At 72.0% G+C, this 973-nt stretch carries 1 protein-coding gene; it reads right to left on the minus strand.

Annotated features, from left to right (window positions below):
• On the minus strand, nucleotides 1-973 hold a 973-nt coding region (locus D7W79_RS46615), incomplete at its 5' end, for a GNVR domain-containing protein (protein ID WP_276375662.1).

A 973-nucleotide genomic window follows, 5' to 3' on the forward strand; every position in this document is an offset into this window, starting at 1 on the left:
TTACATGGGCCTTATCGTCGGCAGCGTCAGATGTGTATAAGAGCCAGGCACCAGGCTGACCCCGAACACGTCCGGCTTCGCGGGGCGCACGGGCAGGCGCGTCACCACGGGCGGGTCGATGAGGCGCGCGTTGGTGATGGTGCTCGACTTGAGCACCCGGTACTCCTGGGCCTTGTTGTTCAGCTGGAGGTACAGCTCGTTGGCCACCTTCACGTCGCGCGTGAGCTGGGCGGACACCCGCTCCGCGTCCGGGATGCCCTTGAGCCGGGTCTCCAGCGCGGTGCGCTCCGTGCGCAGGCGCGCCAGCTTGCGCTCCGTGGCCATGAGCAGCGGGTGGTGTTCGGTGAAGCGCTGCCGCAGCTCCGAGCGCTCCAGCGAGAGCGAGGAGATGTCCTTGTCCAGGTCCGCGCCGCGGTTGAGGACGGCCTGCACCTCCAGCGCCAGGTCCACGCCGCCCTTGTTGGCGCGGTAGTCGCGCAGGGCGGCCTCCGCCTGCTCCAGGCCCTGGCGCAGCCCGGGCAGCTGGCTGTCCAGGAACGACAGCGTGCGGCCCGCGTCGTCGCTGCGGCGCTCCACGTTGGCGCGCACGTACGCGTCCGCGAGGGTCCGCAGCGTGTTGGTGGCCTGCACGGGGTCCGGCCCCTCCAGGGTCAGGTTGAGGACGCCCGTGCCGGTGCCCTTCTCGCTCATGCGCAGCGCGCGCTGCAGCTCCTCCACCACCGCGAGCTTCGAGCGCCGCATCAGCTGGAAGCGCGTCCCCGGCCGGGCGCGCAGCTGGGTGACGTACAGCTCCACCTCGTGCGTCGCGCCCGCTTCCGACCCGGCACCGGTGCCCGCGACGCCGTGGAGGACGGCGCGCGCGTCGGGGCCCCACAGCGTGAACGCGCCGTCGGCTTCCGCCACGAGCGTGAGCGGCACGTCCTCCCACTCCTCGGGCACGTTCAGCCGCTCCACCTGGAGCTCTTCCCCGCCC

This window comes from Corallococcus exercitus (assembly GCF_003611585.1).
Classification (GTDB): Bacteria; Myxococcota; Myxococcia; order Myxococcales; family Myxococcaceae; genus Corallococcus; species Corallococcus exercitus.